Below are 215 nucleotides of genomic sequence, written 5' to 3' on the forward strand. Positions count from 1 at the left end.
GAACTACTAAATCCTCCAAAACAAATATCAATTGGTTCCGCATTTGTAATAGCTAGTTCTTCCAGCTGTTTAATTTCCACATTGGTTTCAACCATATTCCCACAATTATCTTCCAGTTTTATTTGTACATTTCCAGCTGGTAAACCAAAAATGGTTCTTTCTCCATTTTCAAATCCGTCTGAATAGACATAAACACCTCCTGTAAAACTAACTTC

At 34.4% G+C, this 215-nt stretch carries 1 protein-coding gene; it reads right to left on the bottom strand.

From position 1 onward, the window contains the following. Positions 1 to 215 (bottom strand): hypothetical protein (locus ICJ84_RS16865; protein WP_188217558.1); only part of this gene is annotated, 215 nt, incomplete at both ends.

Origin of the sequence: Aestuariibaculum suncheonense, assembly GCF_014596935.1 — a bacterium.
GTDB lineage: Bacteria > Bacteroidota > Bacteroidia > Flavobacteriales > Flavobacteriaceae > Aestuariibaculum > Aestuariibaculum suncheonense.